Here is a 13,931-nt window from a genome sequence, read left to right as displayed (position 1 = left end):
ATTTCACCTCCTGATTCATAACATTTTAATGACAAATTGGTGTTGGATTCTTTGTTAATTAGTAAAGTTAATGGTTTTTTTTGAAAGTGTCAATCATTTTATGAGATTTCGATAAAAATAATGTAAGATAATCTCACACAAAATAGAACCCGTGTTCACGACAACCTGCTTGCTTAGGCTGTCTGGTCACGGGTTCTTGAAGGTTCCGTCCAACTTCGGGGGAAACGGACGTGGAATTAGGTTGCGCTGCCCTCCGCTTGAGCGAGCTGCAGCTGCTTGCGATAGATGAATCTGGAGATCGAAACGCTGATTTCGTACAGCAGGAACAGCGGGACGATCACGATCAGATCGGACATGATATCCGGCGGCGTAATGGTCACGGCCACGATGCAGAGCAGGAAGTAGGCTGATTTGCGCATCTTGGCCAGCCGGTGCGGATTCACGATGCCGAGCTTCGTCAGAAAAACGACGATAGCGGGCATTTCGAACAGAAATCCGAACGGTACGGTCATATGAATCATGAACGTAAAGTATTTTTGCGCGGTATACATCGTTTGGAAGGCCCCTTCGGCCATGCGCTGCATGAACTGCAGCACCATCGGGAACAGCACGAAGTATCCGAAGCAGATGCCGGTAATGAATAACACGCTGATGACGGGAATGAGCAGCATGGCGGAGCGGTGGGTTCCGTCCGGCAGCGCCGGCTGCACGAACCGCCATATTTGGTAAGCGGCAATGGGAAGCGTGACGGTGACGGCCACCACGCCCGCAATGATCATATACACCCACATCACTTCGGAGGGACCGAGCAGAACGAGCTGCTCGTCCATCCCGCGTACCAGCCAGTGATAGATCTTCTCGACGTAGATGAAGGCGGCCACCATCGCGACCAGAAACGCAATCAGCGTGCGGATCAGGCGCTTCCGCATTTCCTCCAGGTGCTCGATCGCGCTTTGGTCGTTCGGATTAGCTGTGCTGCTTATTGACCGCTGGAGCAGTCTGCGGAGCATCGTCTTTTTTCCCATTCTCGTCGTCTCCGTTCATCAAGCCGCGGGTTGCGCCCTTAAATTCGCTTAAGGTTCGCCCGAAAGCGCGACCGAGCTCGGGAAGCTTGGAGGGACCGAATATGATGAGTGCGATAATCAAAATAAGAATTAAACCACCGATTCCAATGTTGCCAAACGGCATGATCCTCGCTCCTTTCGATTGGTATTATTCCAGTTTGAAGCCGCTAATCGCCACGACCGCGCAGCGCGCCATCTTTTCGCCGGAGCGGTGAGGCCATGTACTGGTTGGGTTGCTGAGGTCTTCCGTATTTTCGCCCGGGTGTTGAACGGACAGGAAGAGCGTCTGCTCGTCAGGAGTGAAGAAAGGGCCTGTCAGCTCGGACTCTACCGGCCCGGAAGCGAATTGCAGCGCAACTCCTTGTTCCGGCCCGCTTGTTGGGATCACGAACAGTCCGTTGTTCATAAAGGATTTATGAACGCCTTTGTTCTGGCTGCTGCTGGAGATGTCCGTCACGACCCACAGGTCGCCGTTCGAGTCGAACGCCAGGTTGTCCGGCGAGCTGAATCCGGATTGGCGTCCGCCGGCAGCAAAGATCTCAAAGTCGAACTCCATGGCGGCCAGATCGTTGCCTGCTTCAAAGATACGCGTGATATGACCGTGGATGTTGCCGTGATTGTCGTTGTTCGTATGGCAGACAAACACGGTGTTATCGAACGGCGAGATTTCGATGTCTTCCGGACGGTCCGTCGGCGTTCCGCCGACAAGACGCGCAGCTTCCTGGCAGTAAGTCACAACGTCCCCTTGGGACTTGAATTTGGCCTGGAGCTCTTTATCTTCTGCAGTGGCCTTGGCTACGGCTTCAAGGGTGACCGGCTGCCACTTACCCGATTTGAGGTTGGCAACGTACAGGGTTCCGTCTTCAAGAAGCGCAGAGTTGGCGCGCCCTTTGCTCTTATCGTATTTGTGCTTGCTGATGAATTTATAGACGCAGGCATCCTTTTTGTCGTCGCCCATATAGACAACGACCCGGCCGTCTGCGGCAAGGCCCATGGCGGTGTTTTCATGATTGAATCTGCCGAGGGCGGTATGCTTTTTCAAGAAGGATTTATCGAACGGGTCCACCTCGACGACCCAGCCGTAGTGCGTATCCGGCAGGTTCGAGACAGCAGCCGTGTCTTCGAAATTCTCTTCGCAGGACAAAACCGTGTTCCACAGCGTTACGCCGCCGGAGCAGTTGGCAAACGTGCCGGTCGCCGTCGTGGCGCCCTTCAGGGCAGGGATCCCCTTGGCCGGGCCGGTGATGTCGAATTTGCTGAAGCCGTTGATGCGGCGGGCATGGGTGGAGGTGGTGTCCATTTTCCATACGCCCTTCTCGTCGCGGTATACCTCAATGACCGACATGCCTTGGTAATACAGGTTTTTATGGATTTGATCCGCCGTCATTTTCCCGTCCTTCACAGGTCCGATCGAGAAGATGGTGGAATACTCATGATTGTTGACCAGGAGGCCACGGACATTGGAGCCCTTGAGCGGGAAAAATGCGTTGTAATCGCAGCCGGAGCCGAATTTTTCGCCAGCCGGATTGATTACGTCGTCGAATGCCGCAATGACATCATATTTAAAATTTTTAGGCAGGACGAGCTGGTCTGCTTTGGTTGGTTCGATTGGCTCGAAGTAGCCGCTGACCCGATTCGTTTTGAATCCGAACAGATGATTTGCGGTTCCGGACATGGCAGAGGCCTTTCCTTCCAATACGCCTAAGCCAGCGGAAGCGGCTGCCAATGCGGTTGCGCCCGTACCCAGATAAGACAGAAACGTTTTGCGATCCATCGTTTTATTCAAGCTTATCCACCCCTAATGTATAAATTGCCATCAGGACAAGTTTATAGGGGAAATGTTATGGGAATATCATCGGTGAATGGTGGAAATGTAAAAATAAAGTAATCTAGGGGGCTATCGCCGCCCCCGAACATTTTTGGACTTGCGGGATTTGGGGATGGTGCCGGGAGGAGTCTTGCGGATCCAGCGGATGAAGGATTGCATGGCCGGATCCTGTTGCAGTGCCGTCAAGGTCGTTAAGCCTTGATCGACGAGCTGTTTATTGGTATAGAGATGATGGATTTGCTTGTGGCATGGAATGCACAACAGGGCGGTGGGAAGGCGAGCGCCGCCATACTCCCGGGGAGTCAGATGGTGAACGGTGGTTTCCACTCCGGTCCTGCCGCAGCAAGCGCACCGATTCTCTGTATCGTCCAGAGGAGCACCTCCTTCATGGTTGTGGGATCGAAGCTAAATCCGCTTTATTGGTTTGCCTCAAATGGAGGTACGTTTATACCGCTGACGCATCTGATCAGCCATAATGCGGATATCCTCGGCCCCAGGCATCGTAAACCTGGAAGCCGCTTCGGCCAAATCCTTGCCTGCCTGCCATCCTCGAATGACCCCTTTAACGGCTGCGGTGAATTGACGCACCGCGTCGAAGCCGATGCCGATGTTGGTCAGTTCCTCGAGGCTCGCGGTGCTGTCAGCTTCTACTAGAGGATAATGCTTGGGATCGGCTCCCTCAGCTGCGATATCATAGAAGGAACGAACCAGCCGGGCGCGTTCGCTGCCCGAACCTTCGGCAATGATAAAAGCCTGGATAATGAAGGCTTTCCGCTGCCGCCGCTGGGCAATGCCGCAAAATTTGAGGCCGCCGATGCTGAGATCAAACGTACCGGGGCAGAAGGCGCCGGCGATTTCGCCGGTATCAACGTTTCGGCCCGTGCCGCGGAGGGCTTCCCGGATCAGCTCCACCATAATTTCAAAGTCCTGATGGAAATCAGGCGCCGGTCCGGCGGAGGAAAACGGAAGGATGAGGGAGAGGTTCACCACGCCCGCGTCCAAGGGTACCGCGGCACCGCCCGAATGGCGGACGGCGGTGTCATAGCCGAGGTAACGAAGGTGGGCCTCCCCTTGCAGCGCCTCGGGCAGGCGGCTGTCGCGCACGCCCATGACAAAGGCTCGCGGATGCCGCCACAGATGGCAGATGGCAGGCCCGCCCTCTCCGGTCAGCCTGCATAAAAGCTCGTCCAGCGCAAAATGATACAGCACGTCCTGATGCGCTAAATTATCGGTCCGGTCAAGCAGCAGGACGGGTTGGTCTTCTGGTAGTATCAGCGGAATGTTCACGCTTGTTGCGCCTCCTTAATAGGGAAAGGGTAAAGTAAAGCCCGATCAAATCTTGTTCCATGAACAGCATACCATAAATTCATGATCTTCCTGATATCGCAAGAAAAACTTCCTTTAAATGCGGTCTGTCATCTGCGAATGTACGTCGATCAACGTTTTTGTTTAGATATCAGAGAGTATAAACTTCGAAGCATGATCTTCCTGATATCGCAAGAAAAACTTCATCTAACTGCGGTCTGTCATCTGCGAATGTACGTCGATCAACGTTTTTGTTTAGATTTCAGAGAGTATAAACTTCGAAGCATGATCTTCCTGATATCGCAAGAAAAACTTCATCTAACCGCGGTCTGTCCTCTGCGAATGTACGTCGATCAACGTTTTTGTTTAGATGTCAGAGAGTATGAACTTCGAAGCATGAACTTCCTGATATCGCAAGAAAAACTTCATCTAACTGCGGTCTGTTATCTGTGAATGTACGTCGATCAACGTTTTTGTTATAATCCGAGTAAGCTTATTGTCTTTGTGAGTCATATGGTTTGATTGGAGAATGACTTCACTTCATATATAAAAGGAGAAGATCAACATCATGGAGATCTATAATAGTGTGGTTGATATGATCGGCCAGACGCCAATGGTGAAACTTCGGCGGGTAGTGCCAGAAGGATCAGCCGACGTCTATGTAAAGCTTGAGAGATTCAATCCTTCAGGCAGCGTGAAGGACCGCGCGGCCTACAATCTAATTCATACCGCGGAGGAGCAAGGCCTGCTCCAACCGGGCGGCACCATTATCGAGCCGACGAGCGGGAATACCGGCATCGGCTTGGCGATGATTGCAGCCGCCAAGGGCTATCGGGCCATCTTGATTATGCCGGACAACATGTCCAAGGAACGGATTAATATCTTGAAGGCCTACGGTGCGGAGGTCGTGCTGACACCGAGCAGCGAACGCATGCCGGGCTCGATTGCCAAGGCGCTCGTGCTTAGGGAGCAGATTCCGGGCAGCTTCATTCCGCAGCAGTTCGAGAATGCGGCCAACCCGGACATTCACAGGGTGACGACAGCACCGGAAATAATGGAACAGATGGAAGGGCGGCTGGACGCCTTCGTGGCGACGGCGGGAACGGGCGGCACCGTAACCGGAACCGGGGAAGAGCTGAGGAAGTCTTTGCCGAACCTCCATATCGCGGTGGTCGAGCCGCAGGGCTCGCCCGTGCTCTCCGGCGGACAGCCGGGACCGCACAAGCTCGTGGGCACAAGCCCGGGCTTCGTACCAAAGATCCTGAATACAAGCGTATATGACGAGATTATCCAGATCGCCGACGAGGATGCATTGCAGACCGCTCGAAATTTGGCCCGCAAGGAAGGAATACTGGTAGGCCCATCCTCCGGCGCATCGGTATTCGCGGCCCTTCGCGTAGCGAAGCGGCTGGGGGAAGGGAAGCGGGTTGTCTGCATTGCCCCGGATACGGGAGAGCGGTATCTCAGCATGGATATTTTCTAAGCGGGAAGGACCTCCGGTTAACCGGAGGTCCTTTCTTGGTGTTCTATGGAGGGCATCCGCTGCTTAAGCTCCTGCATGAGTTGTTCATGGCTCCTCACGACGACCACTTTGCCGGGATAATCCGCAAGCGTGTCCTGGATCTGATATCTGCCCTCCCGCTGATAGGAGGCGCTCCAATCGAACATTTTTTTGAGCATGTTCCAAGTAGGGGTATAGTGCGCTTGTTCAAGTCGCAGTCGTTGCTTGATGAACCTTGTGATGATCCGGTAGGTTATTGTGGAGTAGGACGGGTTCAGAAAAACGATGAGATCCGCATGGCGGAAGCTGGGGCTGACCCATTTCAGATGAGCGCCCTCGATGATCCAGCCATTCGTGTTCACGATGCTTAGCAATAGCGCGTCCCGATCCGCCTCACTCCTCCTGATATCGTCCGGCTGGGCCCGCTCCCATACGACATTGTCGAGCTCGTAATAAGGGAGATTAAACTGGGCGGACAGCTTCCGGGCAAGCGTTGTCTTGCCGCTGCCGACGGAGCCGATAATATGGATCCGGTTCGGGATCTTAGTGTCCATAAGAGATCACCGCATTCATGAGAAATGGTAGTTAAACATTTCGGTACCGGAGCGGGGATGTCCTTGTTTCGTTAGTCGTAAAATTATAGTGCCTCCTGCGGCGAATCGCAAATCTGCTTGAAGAAGGCCGTGATTTGCTCGGCAATCCAGGAGGGTTGTTCCGCGGCAATGAAATGCCCGCCCGCATTCAGGTCCTTCCAGTGGATCACATTCGGAAATATCCGCTCCACGAATGTCCGGGGCGGACGCTCATTCCGCTGAGCGGTTAAGGTGACTCCGTGCGGTACAGGTGAAAACTCTTCGGGCCCCGGCCACCTCGTATGCTTGCCTTCATAATAATAACGGTTCGAGGCATTGATGCTCTGGGTCAGCCAGTAAATGGAGACGTTGGCCATGAGCTGCTCCTTGCTGAAATGCTGCAAGACGTTATCATCCTCGGGAGAGGTCCAGTAGTGCCATTTTTCCAGAATGAACGCGGCCAGCGCTACGGGCGAATCATGCAAACCATAGGCCGCGGTCTGCGGACGTGTGCCCAGGATATGGGCGTAAGCGCCCTCCTCGCGTTCCCATTGCTTCTGATATTCGAGGAAAGCGGTCTCCTCGTCGGACAGCGTGGAAGACGAATCCGCATAGGGACTTGGGTTCCCAGGCGAGGTGGTATGATAGCCGATGAACCGGTCGGGATGGTCAAGACACATAAGTCCGAGGATGCTGGCACCGATATCGTAGCCATGTGCGCCGAATCGTTCATAACCAAGCCCTGTCATTAGTTTCATGAGCAGTTCCCCGGCCTGACGGTCCTCAAAGCCCGGACGTAGAGGAATGCCGGAGAACCCATGGCCCGGGATAGACGGTATGACAACGTCAAAGGAAATTTCCGCATGACCGCCGAATTGCCCAGGATTCATAAGATATGGGATAAGTTCCAGCATTTCATAGAAGGAGCTCGGCCAACCATGAGCAATGAGGAGCGGTACGGAGTGTTCGCCGCTGCCCTTGATATGTATAAAGTGAATATCGATTCCATCGATTTGGGCGATATAATTCGGATAAGTCTGAATGGAGCGCCGGAAGGCTCCCCAATCGAATTCATGCCTCCAGTAGGCGACCATGTCCTTCATGAAATCAAGGGGGATGCCATAATTCCAATTTCCGCCGGGGATTTCGTCAGGCCACCGGGTCATGTCCAGGCGCCGATATAAATCGTCGATGGCAGCGGACTCGATTTGAAAAGAAAACGGTTGGATATTCATTCGCTTCACCTCTTAGGAAGAATGGGAGTCTGGTATACTGATACCAGCAGACTTGCAGCAGAATAGATAAAAATGGAGCAGGGGTGCTTTCTTTTAATGTGATGACCATTAAAATATTATAAATGGTTAGCTAACCGATAAATACACTTTACTGGTTTGTTATAGGGAAATCAATAGGAGGTTTGTTTGTTGTGGGAAATGAATTTCAGCAGCTCGAAATCATCGCCGATTTTATCAACACCCATGATAAACGGATGCGGTATGAGGGGGACCCGGGTTTGGAGCTGCTTTCTACCGCGGACGATCTGCGTACATGGCTGTTAAAAAACGGTTTTATTCTGAAACAGGACACCGTATCCGAAGAGGATCTGGCTTTGGCCCGCGATCTGCGGAGCGGCTTAAGGGCAGCCATTCCGAATAATATACATGACCACAAGGAAGCGGGCTTCCAAGCGTTAAACCGTGCAGCCGGCCGATTCCGGTTCGCCTATAGCTTCAGTGAAGCCTCTGACGCCATTGAGCCAGTGGATGCACAAGGAAGAGGGGGCTTGGCCCGGCTGCTGATTCTGGTATTCCGGCTTCGTGAGAACAACGTGTGGAACAGATTGAGAGTGTGCACAGCCGCGGATTGCCAGTGGGTATTCGTTGACCGCTCCAGGCCGGGAACGGGCAAGTGGTGCTCAATGAAGGCCTGCGGCAATCGGGCAAAAAATAAGACGTATCGGGAGCGGGCGAAGTCCATGGGATGAACTGCCTGCCATAGGAACGGGCTTGGATAAGGATCATCGCCCCTCCATCGACCAATCAAGCGTTTGTCTTGATCGGTCTTTTTTTCGTGGAGCCGAACGTTTTCAACAGGAATACACGGTCCTATAACGAAATGGTTGTTACTTATTATTTTTTTTATTGAAAAATGTGAAGCGTTTGTCGATTAGGGGAAACTCTATTCGTTGGTTAAACATAGGACGAAAAATTTAAGCGAAAGCAACGATAACCAGGAGGGGAAGAAACATGAGATTTATGATGATCGTGAAAGCAACCGAGGATTCCGAGGCAGGCGTGCTACCAAGCGCAGAGCAATTGGATGCCATGATGAGGTACAACATGGAGCTGGCGAGGGCGGGCGTGCTGCTTGCTGCGGATGGGCTCCATCCAAGCTCCGGCGCCATCCGGATTTCTTATCCGGAGCCGGGAGGCAAGCCGAAAATCACCGATGGTCCCTTTACGGAAGCGAAGGAACTGATCGCGGGTTATACCTTGATCGAAGTGAAAACGAGGGAAGAGGCGATCGAGTGGGCCAAACGCATGCCTGATCCGCACGGTTTCGGCGCGGGGCAGATCGAGCTCCGTCAGGTATTCGAACCGACAGAGCTGACGCAGGACCCGGAAGCGCAGGCCAAACAATATGAAATGCGCGAACATATCCAAAGGCAGAATCCATAATGTCGGCGGCCGATACCCATCGTACGATCGAGGCCATCTGGAGAATCGAATCTTCCAAAATCATTGCCTACCTGACACGGATGGTCCGTGACATCGGCCTCGCCGAGGATCTGGCTCAGGATGCGCTCATTGCAGCGCTGGAACGGTGGCCGAATGACGGAATACCGGATAACCCCGGCGGATGGCTTATGACCGCGGCAAAGCGCAAAGCGCTGGACCTGCTGCGCCGGAATAAGGTGCGCGATCGGAAGTATGAGCTGTTGGGACGCGAAATGGATTCCCGGATGGATTCGGAAATGGAGGTGCCGGAGGCGGGAGAAGTGAACGACGATCTTCTGCGGCTGATCTTTATGACCTGCCATCCGGTTCTGTCCCCCGAGGCCCGCGTAGCCCTGACGCTGCGTCTGCTCGGCGGGTTGACGACTGCGGAGATCGCCCGCGCTTATCTTGTGCCGGAACCGACGATCGCGCAGCGAATCGTTCGTGCCAAACGGACGCTGTCCGCGACCCGGGTTGCATTCGAGATTCCCCAAGGAACCGAACTGAAGCCGCGATTAGCATCAGTCCTCGAGGTCATCTACCTCATGTTTAATGAGGGATACGCCGCCTCATCGGGCAGCCAGTGGATTCGTCCGCTGCTGTGCCAGGAAGCGCTTCGTATCGGACGGGTGCTGGCGGAGATTGCGCCGACCGAGGCCGAGGTGCACGGATTGGTCGCGTTGATGGAATTTCAGTCCTCCCGGTTCAAGTCGCGGGTCAATGCGCAGGGCGAGCCTGTGCTACTCATGGACCAGAATCGGGCATTATGGGATTATTTATTGATCCGGCGCGGTTTTGCCGCTCTTGAGCGAATCGAACGGTTGGGGGGAATGACCGGGCCTTACGCTATTCAGGCAGCCATCTCGGCATGTCATGCCGGAGCGCCCAGTGCCGCAGAGACCGATTGGATTCGGATCTCCGCGTTGTATGAGGCATTGGCGCAGGTGTCTCCCTCGCCGATCGTGGAATTGAACCGGGCCGTGGCCCTCTCCATGGCTTTCGGTCCGGAGATCGGGCTTGAGATCGTGGACGTTTTGCGAAGCGAGCCGGCCTTGAAAGGATATCATCTTCTACCGAGCGTGAGGGGTGACTTGCTCTTTAAGCTGGGTCGCCTGGACGAAGCCTGCGCGGAGTTCAAGCTGGCCGCATCGCTGACGGATAATCAGAGGGAGCGGGCGCTGCTCCTTGATCGTGCGGCAGAATGCCTGCGAGCGGCCCCTTGAGATACGCTTTGGCAGCATTATATAAAAAAATCCGAAAAAAATGTGAAAGTCGTGTCGATTACGTCAAATCCCGTTCGTCATTAAGATATAAAACAAAAAAAATCGAACCGAGAGGAAGATGAACATGCAAGCACAAATGGTACCTTTTATTATTTCCGAGGATGCAAGAGGCCAGGCCGAATTCTATATGCAGGCGATTGGCGGAGAGATCGGTTTATTGACTACATTCAAAGACATGCCGGGAATACCCGAAGCCCATCAGGATAAAGTCATGCATATGTCGTTAACGCTGGCCGGCGGCAATCAGCTGATTCTCTCCGACGCTTTTCAAGAAACCGGCAAGAGCACGAGCATGGGGCTGGCCATCACGTTCGATCACGAGGAAGACGCCCGCGCTGCTTATCGCCATCTCAGCGACGGGGGGACCGAGAAGTATCCTTTTGCCCTGCAGCCTTGGGGAGCCTATTACGGCGAAGTGGTGGACCGGTACGGCATGACTTGGCAGATGGTTCATCAGGCCTGAGCCTAGAGCTGCCGGAAGCATCAATCCGAAATTGAAATCCATACACATTTGAAAAATACCATACTACGATACAGAAGGAGCCAATAAGATGAATCAAGAGGTAACGGATTACATGGCAGCCATCAGCGATACCTGGAAGGTCGAAGTCAGCGAGAGGCTTCGGGAGCTCGTGCACAATACGATCCCGGACGTCGCGGAACGGCTTCAATATAAAAAGCCGCATTTTCTGAAAAACGGAAAATACGCGGCGGTAATCAGCGTCGCGAAGAGCGCCGTGAGCTTTACGATTTTCAATGCGGAAGGGCTGGAATGGCCCGAGACGCTGTTCGAGGGGCCGCCAGAGCGGAAGACCATCAAAATATCGGCCGGGCAGCAGGTCGACTACGCAGCGCTGGCTTCCTTGCTGAAGCAGGCATCCGAAGGTCTGTAATCCATATGTAGCAAGAGGTGCGACACGGGTAACAATACCGCGGGAGCGCCCCGGCATCTAAAGCCGCGATCCTAGGAGGATCGCGGTAAACGTCATTCTATTTCTTGGTGCCGTGCTGTTTGGTTGGCAGCTTGTCGCTTGGCGTTCCTTTGCCGTGATTCTCTTTGTTGCGACGGGCCTTCTCCGCGTTCTCGTTCATTTTTTCCACGAAATCATGCGTGCTTTCCATAGGATATAGACTCCTTTCATATAGAATGTTGCTTGCCTGATCGTGCTTAATATAACCATTTCGTTGTGATCCTATTTGAAGATTTTGAAGACTCTGGAACGGGTAGGGATTGTGAGATTTTCGTATTGGGGGGATGAAGGATGTCCAGTAAACTCGTGTTGATCATGGTGGGAATGCTCGTTGTTCTGGGTATCGCCGGCTGCAGCGGAATTAACGAGGATACCGGATCAGCGGACCAACGGCTGTATTCGGTCAAGAAACTGATGAAGCTGGACGCAGCGAAGGTAAAAGCCATTCAAGTCGTGTATGGGGATGGCACGCGGATGGTGCTCGACCAGGAACAGGACATTGAGCCGATCATGAAGCGGGTGGATACCCTTCAAGCCAAACGGATGGCGGGTAACGAGGAACCGGGGTTTCTGTTCTTTATGGATGTCGTGCAGGGCGAGCAGCAGATTCGCGTGGCGAGCGAGTTTGAGGTGGATGGGGAGTCGTATATATTGGCAGGCCCGGAGCTGCCCGAACTGAACGCGTACATGGTGGAGCTGGGACGCTCCCATAACCCCGAATTGCTGCCGGGATTAACGTTTAACGAATAACTTCCCCGTGGGGAGCTTTGCCGCGAATCCGTCAGCTTGCGGAATGGATGCCAAACGGTCAATTATACGCAAAAAAAGATCCAGCCGGGCCAATGCCCGGGCTGCATCTTGTTCGCAGGAGTCTAAAGACAGCCTAAATCCCGCTGCCGGATCCAACGTCTCGCTTACTTCTTGTGACTGATCAGCAGCTCGTATTTGTTCAAGGATGCACCCAAAATATTCTCGTTGCGGCCCTGACCGTGGGATTGCCGGAACGATTCGCTGGAAGTCCAGCGCTTGAACGCCTCCTCGTCTTCCCATACCGTAGAGATCTTCAGTTCCTCGGCCTCTGCGCCTTCCTTGGCTTCATGCCATACTTCCATCCGCACGAATCCTTCAATCTCCTGAACGCCCTTCGCTTCAGCGAACCGCTGCGCGATTTCTTGTCCGAAGCCCGGTTTGACCTTGATCGAGTTTGTAACAACCAGCATATACGTGATCCTCCTTCGGTTTATGAGCGGAATAATTCCCGACATGTCTTGTTCTTTCTTGTACGTCCATTATACATGAACGAAAGAACCGATTTCATCTCAGGGGACCGGGATAACCCTGGCTTCATGCCCGAAGAGAAGGAAAACTCAGGTCGCGGGGGGACCTTCAGCCGGGAGCTCCGCCGCAGGTACGGCGGAAGCCGGGGCTGCCGCTTTAGGTTTTGCCCTTCCGCTCCACGACCAGTAGGTGCCTATACGGAGCAGCCGTTCAACCGGTCCGCTGCGGAACCGTTTCAACCAGAGCAGGCTGGCCGTTGCCAGTACGGCATAGATGAGGATCGCCAGCAGCGCTCCCTGCAGCACGCCGAGTTTGCCGAACATGCCCAATCCGAAACCGTAAAATATCAATACGCATACAACGCTTTGCGTCAGATAGTTCGTTAACGACATTCGCCCCACCGCTTCGAACGCCCGGATCACCACCGATTGTTTGGACGAGAAGGCGTATAAGGACGCGAACAGGTGGAGATACCCCAGCGCGAGCAGGGGGCCGCCGAGCATCATCAGGACGCCGCTCCAGTTGTTCGTGGATTCGAGCATAACGCCTGCGGTTTTCAGTCCAAGCCCGACCGGAATGAGCAGCGACCATCTTAAATACAGCTTGATCTCCATGGACGGATGGAGGAAGCGCCCGCGTTTCGCGGCGACCATACCAAACAGGAACATCGGCGCGCTCATGAGAGGGGCAATCAGGATCACCAGCAGCATCAGCCAGTCCGGGAGGTCGATGGGCATTTCCTCGGTTGACCGGAAGTTTAGGATCTCGCTATACGTGCCGCTGCCGTAGACTTCGATGGACTGCTTCACATAGTTCTCCATGCGCTCCGCTTCGCCTGCCGCAGGCTCCATGGAGCCGTACCCCAAGACGGCCATCAGCGCGAGCAAGAGAATGCCCCAGATCAAAATCGTTTTGGCCTTCCGTTTCACGAACAGCACCAGGAAGAGGCCGATCCCCCCATAGAACAGCAGAATATCGCCTTCCCAGATGAATATGGAATGCAGCAGGCCGAGTACGATCAGAAGAACCGACCTGCGGAAGAAGCTGCGTCCGTATTTAAACCCCTTGCCGATCAGGCTTTCCCGCATCTTGATCATGCTGTAGCCGAACAGGAACGTAAAGATAGGCATGAAGCTGCCCTCTACGAACACCTTGAGCATGTCATGGCTGATCAGGTCCAGCGTGGAAGGCTGGAAGAAATGCAGCTCGTCTTTACCGAACATGCCGTACTGGAAAATAAGCATATTGGCCATCAGGATGCCGAGCAAGCTCAAGCCGCGAATCGCATCCACGGCGGTCGAACGTTTATTTGAATTCATGTCAATCACCTCTGACACCCAGTATAAAGCTCCAAACGAAATAACTCGGAAACGGCATCCTAACTTTTTCTTAACACTTCTAGCATTTGTTTA

Annotated in this window: 17 protein-coding genes; 7 read left to right on the top strand and 10 right to left on the bottom strand. The window is 53.7% G+C overall.

Annotation, left to right across the window (positions count from 1 at the left end):
* Positions 1 to 236: 236 nt before the first annotated feature.
* From tatC to RB297_RS22975, 5 genes are all read right to left on the bottom strand, one after another.
* Positions 237 to 1,010 carry a twin-arginine translocase subunit TatC gene (tatC, locus tag RB297_RS22995; RefSeq protein ID WP_192572731.1) on the bottom strand — a complete coding sequence of 258 codons (774 nt, stop codon included), beginning with the start codon at positions 1,008 to 1,010 and terminating at the stop codon, positions 237 to 239.
* The gene (tatA, locus tag RB297_RS22990) at positions 967 to 1,188 is read right to left on the bottom strand and encodes a twin-arginine translocase TatA/TatE family subunit (protein ID WP_375121534.1); all 222 of its coding nucleotides are present in this window, start codon (positions 1,186 to 1,188) and stop codon (positions 967 to 969) included. The genes tatC and tatA overlap by 44 nt, the downstream gene beginning before the upstream one ends.
* A gap of 24 nt (positions 1,189 to 1,212) precedes the next feature.
* Positions 1,213 to 2,838: a PhoX family protein gene (locus RB297_RS22985; protein ID WP_192572732.1), complete on the bottom strand. Its 1,626-nt coding sequence runs from the start codon at positions 2,836 to 2,838 to the stop codon at positions 1,213 to 1,215.
* Between the two features lie 123 nt (positions 2,839 to 2,961).
* Complete coding sequence (locus RB297_RS22980) at positions 2,962 to 3,219, bottom strand: HNH endonuclease (RefSeq protein WP_283771839.1); 258 nt, start codon at positions 3,217 to 3,219, stop codon at positions 2,962 to 2,964.
* A 102-nt stretch (positions 3,220 to 3,321) separates the two neighbouring features.
* Entirely contained in the window at positions 3,322 to 4,179 is an 858-nt protein-coding gene (locus RB297_RS22975) for a lipoate--protein ligase family protein (protein WP_375121533.1), read from the bottom strand.
* A 586-nt stretch (positions 4,180 to 4,765) separates the two neighbouring features.
* Here RB297_RS22975 and cysK point away from each other — a divergent pair.
* On the top strand, positions 4,766 to 5,680 hold the full coding sequence (cysK, locus tag RB297_RS22970; RefSeq protein WP_375121532.1) for a cysteine synthase A: 915 nt from the start codon (positions 4,766 to 4,768) through the stop codon (positions 5,678 to 5,680).
* Positions 5,681 to 5,697: 17 nt separating this feature from the next.
* On the opposite strand, the gene RB297_RS22965 is transcribed toward cysK, so the two are convergent.
* Entirely contained in the window at positions 5,698 to 6,252 is a 555-nt protein-coding gene (locus RB297_RS22965) for a P-loop NTPase family protein (RefSeq protein ID WP_375121531.1), read from the bottom strand.
* Positions 6,253 to 6,335: 83 nt separating this feature from the next.
* The gene (locus tag RB297_RS22960) at positions 6,336 to 7,505 is read right to left on the bottom strand and encodes an epoxide hydrolase family protein (RefSeq protein ID WP_192570329.1); all 1,170 of its coding nucleotides are present in this window, start codon (positions 7,503 to 7,505) and stop codon (positions 6,336 to 6,338) included.
* Between the two features lie 191 nt (positions 7,506 to 7,696).
* Here RB297_RS22960 and RB297_RS22955 point away from each other — a divergent pair, with 191 nt between their 5' ends.
* From RB297_RS22955 to RB297_RS22935, 5 genes are all read left to right on the top strand, one after another.
* On the top strand, positions 7,697 to 8,254 hold the full coding sequence (locus tag RB297_RS22955; protein WP_375121530.1) for a CGNR zinc finger domain-containing protein: 558 nt from the start codon (positions 7,697 to 7,699) through the stop codon (positions 8,252 to 8,254).
* Between the two features lie 262 nt (positions 8,255 to 8,516).
* The gene (locus tag RB297_RS22950; protein ID WP_009590355.1) at positions 8,517 to 8,948 is read left to right on the top strand and encodes a YciI family protein; all 432 of its coding nucleotides are present in this window, start codon (positions 8,517 to 8,519) and stop codon (positions 8,946 to 8,948) included.
* Complete coding sequence (locus RB297_RS22945; protein ID WP_096775776.1) at positions 8,948 to 10,210, top strand: RNA polymerase sigma factor; 1,263 nt, start codon at positions 8,948 to 8,950, stop codon at positions 10,208 to 10,210. The genes RB297_RS22950 and RB297_RS22945 overlap by 1 nt, the downstream gene beginning before the upstream one ends.
* Positions 10,211 to 10,334: 124 nt before the next feature.
* Complete coding sequence (locus RB297_RS22940) at positions 10,335 to 10,733, top strand: VOC family protein (RefSeq protein ID WP_096775777.1); 399 nt, start codon at positions 10,335 to 10,337, stop codon at positions 10,731 to 10,733.
* Positions 10,734 to 10,821: 88 nt separating this feature from the next.
* On the top strand, positions 10,822 to 11,163 hold the full coding sequence (locus tag RB297_RS22935) for a DUF1801 domain-containing protein (protein ID WP_119850991.1): 342 nt from the start codon (positions 10,822 to 10,824) through the stop codon (positions 11,161 to 11,163).
* A 97-nt stretch (positions 11,164 to 11,260) separates the two neighbouring features.
* Here the strand turns inward: RB297_RS22935 and RB297_RS22930 are convergent, their stop codons facing one another.
* On the bottom strand, positions 11,261 to 11,392 hold the full coding sequence (locus tag RB297_RS22930; RefSeq protein WP_009590359.1) for a DUF4023 domain-containing protein: 132 nt from the start codon (positions 11,390 to 11,392) through the stop codon (positions 11,261 to 11,263).
* Positions 11,393 to 11,532: 140 nt separating this feature from the next.
* On the opposite strand from RB297_RS22930, the gene RB297_RS22925 reads away from it, so the two are divergent.
* Entirely contained in the window at positions 11,533 to 11,991 is a 459-nt protein-coding gene (locus tag RB297_RS22925) for a hypothetical protein (protein ID WP_015737850.1), read from the top strand.
* A 164-nt stretch (positions 11,992 to 12,155) separates the two neighbouring features.
* On the opposite strand, the gene RB297_RS22920 is transcribed toward RB297_RS22925, so the two are convergent.
* On the bottom strand, positions 12,156 to 12,461 hold the full coding sequence (locus tag RB297_RS22920; RefSeq protein WP_036659302.1) for an antibiotic biosynthesis monooxygenase: 306 nt from the start codon (positions 12,459 to 12,461) through the stop codon (positions 12,156 to 12,158).
* A gap of 147 nt (positions 12,462 to 12,608) precedes the next feature.
* The gene (locus RB297_RS22915; RefSeq protein WP_213580717.1) at positions 12,609 to 13,838 is read right to left on the bottom strand and encodes a DUF418 domain-containing protein; all 1,230 of its coding nucleotides are present in this window, start codon (positions 13,836 to 13,838) and stop codon (positions 12,609 to 12,611) included.
* Positions 13,839 to 13,931 lie beyond the last annotated feature (93 nt).

This window comes from Paenibacillus sp. CR_12 (genome assembly GCF_041953985.1).
In the GTDB taxonomy this organism is placed as follows: Bacteria; Bacillota; Bacilli; order Paenibacillales; family Paenibacillaceae; genus Paenibacillus_AQ; species Paenibacillus_AQ lautus_A.
Note: the sequence above shows the minus strand (reverse complement) of the source record. Positions and strands in the feature narration are given on the sequence as shown.

Coding starts and splice junctions, on each gene's coding strand:
- RB297_RS22960 (WP_192570329.1), bottom strand. CDS start 7,505: ATGAATATCCAACCGTTTTCTTTTCAAATCGAGTCCGCTGCCATCGAC.
- RB297_RS22950 (WP_009590355.1), top strand. CDS start 8,517: ATGAGATTTATGATGATCGTGAAAGCAACCGAGGATTCCGAGGCAGGC.
- RB297_RS22940 (WP_096775777.1), top strand. CDS start 10,335: ATGCAAGCACAAATGGTACCTTTTATTATTTCCGAGGATGCAAGAGGC.
- RB297_RS22920 (WP_036659302.1), bottom strand. CDS start 12,461: ATGCTGGTTGTTACAAACTCGATCAAGGTCAAACCGGGCTTCGGACAA.
- RB297_RS22925 (WP_015737850.1), top strand. CDS start 11,533: ATGTCCAGTAAACTCGTGTTGATCATGGTGGGAATGCTCGTTGTTCTG.
- RB297_RS22965 (WP_375121531.1), bottom strand. CDS start 6,252: ATGGACACTAAGATCCCGAACCGGATCCATATTATCGGCTCCGTCGGC.
- tatC (WP_192572731.1), bottom strand. CDS start 1,010: ATGCTCCGCAGACTGCTCCAGCGGTCAATAAGCAGCACAGCTAATCCG.
- tatA (WP_375121534.1), bottom strand. CDS start 1,188: ATGCCGTTTGGCAACATTGGAATCGGTGGTTTAATTCTTATTTTGATT.
- RB297_RS22945 (WP_096775776.1), top strand. CDS start 8,948: ATGTCGGCGGCCGATACCCATCGTACGATCGAGGCCATCTGGAGAATC.
- RB297_RS22985 (WP_192572732.1), bottom strand. CDS start 2,838: ATGGATCGCAAAACGTTTCTGTCTTATCTGGGTACGGGCGCAACCGCA.
- RB297_RS22915 (WP_213580717.1), bottom strand. CDS start 13,838: ATGAATTCAAATAAACGTTCGACCGCCGTGGATGCGATTCGCGGCTTG.
- RB297_RS22930 (WP_009590359.1), bottom strand. CDS start 11,392: ATGGAAAGCACGCATGATTTCGTGGAAAAAATGAACGAGAACGCGGAG.
- cysK (WP_375121532.1), top strand. CDS start 4,766: ATGGAGATCTATAATAGTGTGGTTGATATGATCGGCCAGACGCCAATG.
- RB297_RS22935 (WP_119850991.1), top strand. CDS start 10,822: ATGAATCAAGAGGTAACGGATTACATGGCAGCCATCAGCGATACCTGG.